This is a genomic window from Pyxidicoccus sp. MSG2 (assembly GCF_026626705.1).
Classification (GTDB): domain Bacteria; phylum Myxococcota; class Myxococcia; order Myxococcales; family Myxococcaceae; genus Myxococcus.
In genome coordinates, this window is the sequence record NZ_JAPNKC010000001.1 from 11,788,873 (window position 1) to 11,796,297 (window position 7,425).

1 protein-coding gene (only partly in view) is annotated in these 7,425 nt (G+C 72.1%); it reads left to right on the plus strand.

Translation table 11 applies throughout. The annotated features are described in order from the left end of the window. On the plus strand, window positions 1-7,420 hold the 3' portion of the coding sequence (locus OV427_RS45190; RefSeq protein ID WP_324290034.1) for a non-ribosomal peptide synthetase/type I polyketide synthase. It extends 7,160 nt beyond the left edge of the window; 7,420 of the gene's 14,580 nt are visible here — the last part of the coding sequence; the start codon falls outside the window, past its left edge; it ends in the stop codon at window positions 7,418-7,420. The last annotated feature ends 5 nt before the right edge of the window (window positions 7,421-7,425 follow it).

Genomic DNA, 7,425 nt, shown 5'->3' on the forward strand with positions numbered 1-7,425 from the left:
GATTCGCATCGGTGACGCAGCGTCGGTGTTGCACCTCACCATCCACCACATCGCCTCGGACGGCTGGTCCAGCGGTGTGCTCTTCCGCGAGCTGGTGGCGCTATACGAGTCGCTCGCGGCCGGCCGGCCCTCGCCGCTGCCCGCATTGCCGGTGCAGTACGCGGACTACGCGGTGTGGCAGCGCGGCTGGTTGAACGGGCCGGGCATGGAGGCCCAGCTCGCGTACTGGAAGAAGCAGCTCGCCGGAGCGCAGGTGCTGGAGCTGCCCACGGACCGCCCGCGCCCGGTGCGCTGGTCGGGCCGGGGTGGCCGCCTCCAGGTGGCCGTTGCCAGGCCGCTCATGGACTCGCTCTGGACGGTGGGCCGCCGCGAGGGCGCTACGCCCTTCATGGTGCTCACGGCGGCGCTGCAGACGCTGCTGCACCGCTACTCGGGCCAGGACGACATCATCGTCGGCACCTCCGCCGCCGGCCGCAACCGTCCCGAGATCGAAGGCCTCATCGGCTGCTTCCTGAACACGCTCGCCATCCGGGGTGATTTCTCCGGGGCGCCGACCTTCGTGGAATTGCTCCGTCGCGTGAAGGTGGCGTCCATTGGCGCGTACGCCCACCAGGAGATTCCGTTCGAGCGACTCGTGGACGAGCTGCGCGTGCCTCGCGACCCGAGCCGCATGCCGCTGGTCCAGGCGATGCTGACGTTCCACAACACGCCGCCGGTGGAGGTCCGCACTCCGGGCCTGGGCGTGAAGATGATGGATCTGGACATCGGCGCGACCAAGGTGGACCTGTCGCTGGAGCTGCGCGAGACGACGGACGGCCTCACGGGCGCCCTGGAGTTCGCGGCGGACCTCTTCGACCCGGAGACGGTGAAGCTGCTCTGGGAGCGCTTCGTACGCCTGCTGGAGGGCATCGCCGTGGACCCGTCGCAGCGGGTGGCGGAGCTGCCGCTGCTGTCCGGGGACGAGCGGCGCCGCATGCTGGTGGAGTGGAACGACACGCACCAGCCATTCCCCGAGGACGCGCGCGTCCACGACCTCTTCGAGGCGCAGGCCGCGAGCACTCCGGACGCGGTGGCGGTGGTGGCCGAGGGCCAGCGCCTCACGTACGCCGAGCTGGATGCTCGGGCCAACCAGCTCGCACACCACCTGCGCTCGGTGGGCGTGGGGCCGGAGGTGCGGGTGGGGCTGTGCGCGGAGCGCTCGTCGGAGCTGGTGGTGGGTCTGCTCGGCGTGCTGAAGGCGGGCGGCGCGTTCGTCCCGTTGGACCCCGCGTACCCCAACGCGCGGCTGACCTACATGATGCGGGACGCCGGGCTGTCCGTGGTGGTGACGCAGGAGCACCTCGCGGACGAGCTTCCCGCCGGCAATGAGCTGCTCGTCTCCGTGGACACGGAGTGGGGCCACATCGGCCGCAACCCCACGGAGTCGCCGCGCTCCGGCGTGCTTTCCGGAGGGCTGGCGTACGTCATCTACACGTCGGGCTCCACGGGGACGCCGAAGGGCGTGCTCGTGCCGCACCAGGGCCTGTGCAACACGGTGCGCGCCGTCATCCGCGCGCACGGCGTGGGGCCCGGGAAGCGGGTGCTTCAGGCCGCGGCGCTCGGCTTCGACGCGTCGGTACTGGAGGTGCTCTCCACGCTCGTCGCCGGAGCGGAGCTGCACTTGGCTCCGCGCGACTCGCTGCTGCCGGGGGCTCCGCTGCGCGAGGTGCTGGAGTCACGCGGCATCACCACCGTGACGCTGACGCCGTCGTCGCTGTCGCAACTGGAGCCGGAGGGCCTGCCCGCGCTGGAGACGGTCATCTCCGCCGGAGAGGCGTGCTCGCCGGAGCTGGCGCGGCGCTGGACGTCGCGGCGGCGGCTCCTCAATGGCTACGGTCCGACGGAGGCCACGGTCTGCGCGACGGTCTCCACGGAGCTGGACGCGGAGCGGCCGGACATCGGGCGCCCCATCGCGAACATGCGCGCGTACGTGCTGGACGGGTGGGGACAGCCCGTGCCTCCGGGCGTGCCGGGCGAACTGTACCTGGGTGGAACGGGCGTGGCGCGCGGCTACCTGGGTCGGCCGGAGCTGACGGCGGAGCGCTTCGTGCCGGATGCGCTCTCCGGCGAGTCCGGTGCGCGCCTGTACCGCACGGGAGACCGCGTCCTCTACCGCCTGGACGGGCGGCTGGAGTACGTGGGCCGCACGGACCACCAGGTGAAGGTGCGTGGGTTCCGCATCGAGCTGGGCGAGGTGGAAGCGGCGCTGCGCCAGTACCCCGGCGTGAGTGACGCGGTGGCCTCGGTGCGCGAGGAGCCGCCGGGAACGAAGCGACTGGTGGGCTACCTCGTGGCGGATGCGTCCGCGCTCGACGTCACCGCGCTGCGGGCCTTCCTGAAGGAGCGGCTGCCCGAGCACATGGTGCCGGCGGCCTTCGTCTCACTGGATGCCTTGCCGCTGTCGCCGGCGGGGAAGGTGGACCGGGCGGCGCTGCCCGCTTCGGACACCGCGCGCGTGGGTCCGGGGAAGGCGTTCGTCGAGCCGGAAACCGACGCGGAGAAGACGCTGGCGGCGCTCTGGGCGCAGGTGCTCGGCGTGGAGCGCGTGGGTCTGCACGACAACTTCTTCGAGCTGGGCGGCGACTCCATCCTCGGCATCCAGATTGTCTCGCGTGCGAAGGCGGCGGGGCTGGCGCTGGAGCCGGCCATGCTCTTCGAGAAGCAGACGCTCGTGGAGTTGGCCGCGGCGGCGGGCGCGGCGAAGGCAGGCACGGCGGAGCAGGGCGTGGTGGAAGGCCCGGTCCCGCTGACGCCGATGCAGCGCATCTTCTTCGACGACTGGGCGCTGCCGGAGCCGCACCACTACAATCTGGCTGCGGTGCTGGAGGTGCGCCGGCCGGTGGATGCCGCCGTGCTGGAGAAGGCCCTTGGGGCGCTGGTCGCCCACCACGATGCGCTCCGCCTGCGCTTCACGCGGACGCCGGAAGGCTGGAGCCAGTCCAACGCACCCGTGCCCGAGGCGGTGACGCTGCGGCGCGTGGACCTGTCCTCCGTGCCGGAAGAGGAGCAGGGCACGGCATTGGAAGTGGTGGGCGCAAGAGTGCACCGGAGCCTGGACCTGAACGAGGGCCTGCTGCTCCGCGCGGTTCTCTTCGAGAGGGGCGCGGGCCGCACGGCTCGGCTGCTGCTGGTGGTGCACCACCTCGCCGTGGATGGCGTCTCGCTGCGGCCGCTGCTGGAGGACCTGGAGACGGCCTACACGCAGTTGGAGCGTGGGACGCCGGTGTCGTTGCCGGCGAAGACGACGTCGTTCAAGTCCTGGGCGGAGCGACTGGTGGAGTACGCCCGCTCGGAGTCACTGGCGCGTGATCTGTCCCTCTGGAAGGCGACGGGGGACGTGCCGTCGCTGCCGGTGGACCTGTCGGGCGGTGAGGACACGGCGGGCTCGGAGGAATTGCTCACGGTGACGCTCGGTGAGACGGAGACCCGGGCGCTGCTGGCCGAGGCGCCCATGGCGTACCGGGCCCGCGTGGACGAAGTGCTGCTCGCGGCGGTGGCGAAGGCCATCTCTGGCTGGACGGGTGGCCACAAGGTGCGCCTGGAGCTGGAGGGCCATGGCCGCGAGGCGCTCTTCGCCGACGTGGACCTGTCCCGCACGGTGGGCTGGTTCACCAGCACCTTCCCGCTGGAAGTGGAGCTGCCGGAGGGTGGCAGCCACGGTGACGTGCTCAGGGCCCTCCGGGATGCACGGCGCAGGTTGCCCGCCAATGGCATCGGCCACGGGCTGCTGCGCTACCTGCGGGAGGACACGGCCGAAGCGCTGCGCACCGCGCCCCGTGCCGAGGTGGGCTTCAACTACCTGGGTCAGCTCGACGCGGCGGCCCGGGGCTCGGAGCGCTTCGCCCTCACGGAGGAGCCGAGCGGCCCGTGGCATGGCACGGGAGGCCGTCGGCCCCACCGCATCGAGGTCAACGCGGTCGTGAGCGAGGGCCGGCTGAAGGTGACCTGGGCCTACAGCGCCAACGTGCATCAGCGCGCCACCATCCAGACCGTCGCGAACCGGTTCCTGGATGCGCTGCGCGAGCTGGTGGAAGGCCGGAGCAGCCCGGACGCGGCGCGCCGCTCGCCGGGAGACTTCCCGCTGGCCCGACTCACGCCTGCCTCGCTGGAGCGCTTGCTGCGCCAGTACCCGGACGTGGAGGACCTGTACCCGCTCACCTCGCTCCAGCAGGGCATGCTCTTCCACGCGGCGCTGGCGGCGCCCGGCTCGGGCGTCTTCCACGAGCAGCTCGCGTGGACCGCGCGAGGCCAGGTCAATCTTCCCGCGCTGCGGCGCGCGTATGCGGAGGTCATCGCCCGCAACGCCGTCCTGAGAACCTCCTTCGTCCACGAGGGGCTGCCCGAGCCGCTCCAGGTGGTGCATGCGAAGGCCGAGCTGCCCTGGACGGAGCATGACCTGCGTGGAGTGCCCGGCGACGAGCAGCGCACCCGCATGGAGGCGATGGTCCGCGAGGACCGGGCCCGTGGCTTCAAGCTGTCCCATGCGCCGCTGACCCGGATGGACGTGGTGCGCCTGGGCGAAGAGGAGTACCGCTTCCTCTGGAGCCACCACCACCTGGTGATGGACGGATGGAGCGTGGGCATCATGCTCCAGCAGGTCTTCGCCTGCTACGAGGCGCTCACCTCGGGCCGCGAGCCCGCGCTGCCGCGCCCTCCCACCTGGCGCGACTACATGGCGTGGCTCCAGCGGCAGGACCTCTCGCGCGCGGAGGCCTTCTGGCGGAAGGAGCTGGCGGGCTTCACCTCGCCGACACCGCTGCCCGCCGCCCGGCCCGTGGCGCCTGGCGTGGAGGCCGCGGTCACCGGCGAGGAGAAGCTGTATCTGTCGCCGGAGGCCACCGCCGCCCTCCAGTCCTTCACGCGGAAGAACGGCATCACCCTCAACACGCTGGCTCAGGGCGCGTGGGCGCTGCTGCTCGCGCGGTACGCGGGTGAGGACGACGTGGTGTTCGGCGCCACCGTCTCCGGCAGGCCCGTGGACCTGCCCGATGCGGAGTCGATGGTGGGTCTGTTCATCAACTCGCTGCCCGTGCGGGTGACGCTGCCCGGGCGGGAGTCGGTGGTCTCCTGGCTCCAGAGGCTCCAGGCGCGGCAATTGGAGATGCGCCAGTACGAGCACAGCCCGCTGGTGCAGGTGAAGGGCTGGAGCGACGTACCGCGCGGTCTGCCGCTCTTCGACAGCATGCTCATCTTCGAGAACTACCCGCTCGACACCTCGCTGGGGAAGCGCGTCCCGGGGATGGAAGTCCGGGACGTGGAGAGCCAGGAGCAGGGCAACTATCCGCTCATCGCCTACGTGGTGCCGGGCGACCGGCTGCGGCTGATTCTTGCCTACGCGCCCGCGCTTTTCGGCACGGGCACGGTGGCGGGACTGCTGGAGCACTGGCGGACCCTGATGGAGGGGCTGGCTTCCGGAGTCCAGCGGCTCGGCGACGTGCCGATGCTGCATGAGGAGGAGCGGCGACGCATGCTCGATGCGGGGCACGGGCCCCGGGCCGCCTTCGACTCGGAGGCCAGCCTCGCGGCGCTCTTCGACGCCCAGGCGTCGCGCACGCCGGACGCGGTGGCCCTGATGGCGGGGGACGCGAAGGTGACGTACCGGGAGCTGGCGGCCCGTGCGGAGGGCCTTGCGCGCACGCTGCGAAATCAGGGCGTGGGAGCGGAGTCGCGCGTGGCGCTGTGCGCGGACCGCTCGGTGGAGATGGTGGCGGGCGTGCTGGCCGTGCTGAAGGCGGGCGCGGCCTGGGTCCCGCTGGATCCCGCGTATCCGCGTGAGCGGCTGGCGTGGATGGTGGAGGAGAGCCGCCCGGCGGTGCTGCTCGCGCGGCGTCACCTGGCGGACCGGCTGCCTCCCCACGATGGAATCCCCGTGCTCTGGCTCGAGGATGGCAAGGCCGAAGCGGGGGAGCCGTTGCCTCCGACGGTGGGGGGCGACGCGCTCGCGTACGTCATCTTCACCTCCGGCTCCACGGGTCGGCCCAAGGGGGTCATGGCCACGCACCGCGCGACGCTCAACCGCTTCGCGTGGATGTGGCGCACCGTCCCGTTCGAGCCGGGCGAGGTCTGCACCGTGAAGACGGCGCTGAGCTTCGTTGACTCGGTGTGGGAGGTGCTCGGGCCCCTGCTGGCCGGCGTGCCCGCGATGCTCCTGTCCGACGACACGGTGAAGGATCCGGCGCGGCTGGTGGAAACGATGGAGCAGGGCCGGGTGACGCGGCTGGTGCTCGTCCCGTCGTTGCTGCGGGCCCTGCTGGAGGTGCCGGACATGGGACGCCGGCTGGCGTCGCTGCGCACCTGGGTGACGAGCGGTGAGCGACTGCCGGAGGACCTGGCGGCGCGCTTCCGCGAGCGGCTGCCGCACGCGCGGCTGCTCAACCTCTACGGCTCCTCGGAAGTGGCGGCGGACGCGACTGCGGGTGAGGTCGGCGAGGGCCCGGTGTCCATCGGCCGGCCCATCGACAACCTGCGCGCGTACGTCCTGGACGAGGCGCTGCGCCCGGTACCTTCGGGCGTGCGCGGTGAGCTGTACGTGGCGGGCCCCGGCGTGGCGCGTGGCTACCTGGGCCGGCCGGATGCGACGGCGGAACGCTTCCTGCCGGACGCGCTCGGAGCCACGGCTGGCGCACGGATGTACCGCACGGGAGACGTGGCCCGGTGGATGCCTGACGGCCGGCTGGAGTACCTGGGCCGGGCGGATGACCAGGTGAAGGTGCGCGGCGCTCGCGTGGAGCCCGGAGAGGTGGAAGCGGTGCTGGCACAGCACGCGGCGGCGGCGCGCGTCGCCGTCGTGGCGCATGAGGCCTCACCCGGTGAGGCGCGACTGGTGGCCTGGGTCGTCCTGAAGCCGGGACAGACGCTTGACGCCGCGGCCCTGCGCACGTTCCTGAAGGAGCGGCTGCCGGACTACATGGTGCCGTCCGCCTTCGAGGCGCTGGAGTCGCTGCCGCTGACGCCGAGCGGGAAGGTGGACCGGCGCTCCCTCCGTGCGCGCGCGGCCCCCACGGGCAACGCCGCGGAGTACGTGGCCCCCGCGACGCCGGAGGAGCTGGCGCTGGCGGGCATCTGGACGGAGCTGCTCGGCCGGACGCGCATCGGCGCCCGGGATGACTTCTTCGCGCTGGGGGGCCACTCGCTGATGGCCGCGCAGATTGTCTCGCGGGTGCGCGAGGCGCTGGGCGTGGAGCTGCCACTGACAGCGGTGTTCGAGTCGCCGACCCTCTCCGGGTTGGCGGATGTGGTGTCGCGCATGGCGGGCTCGATGAAGCAGCTCGCGGATGCGCCGATTGCCCGGGTGTCGAGAGAGCTGGACCCGTCCGCGCTGGAGCAGTTGTCGGACGAGGAACTGGACGCGCTGCTGGACGCGACCGACGTGGAGAGCTGAGTCCC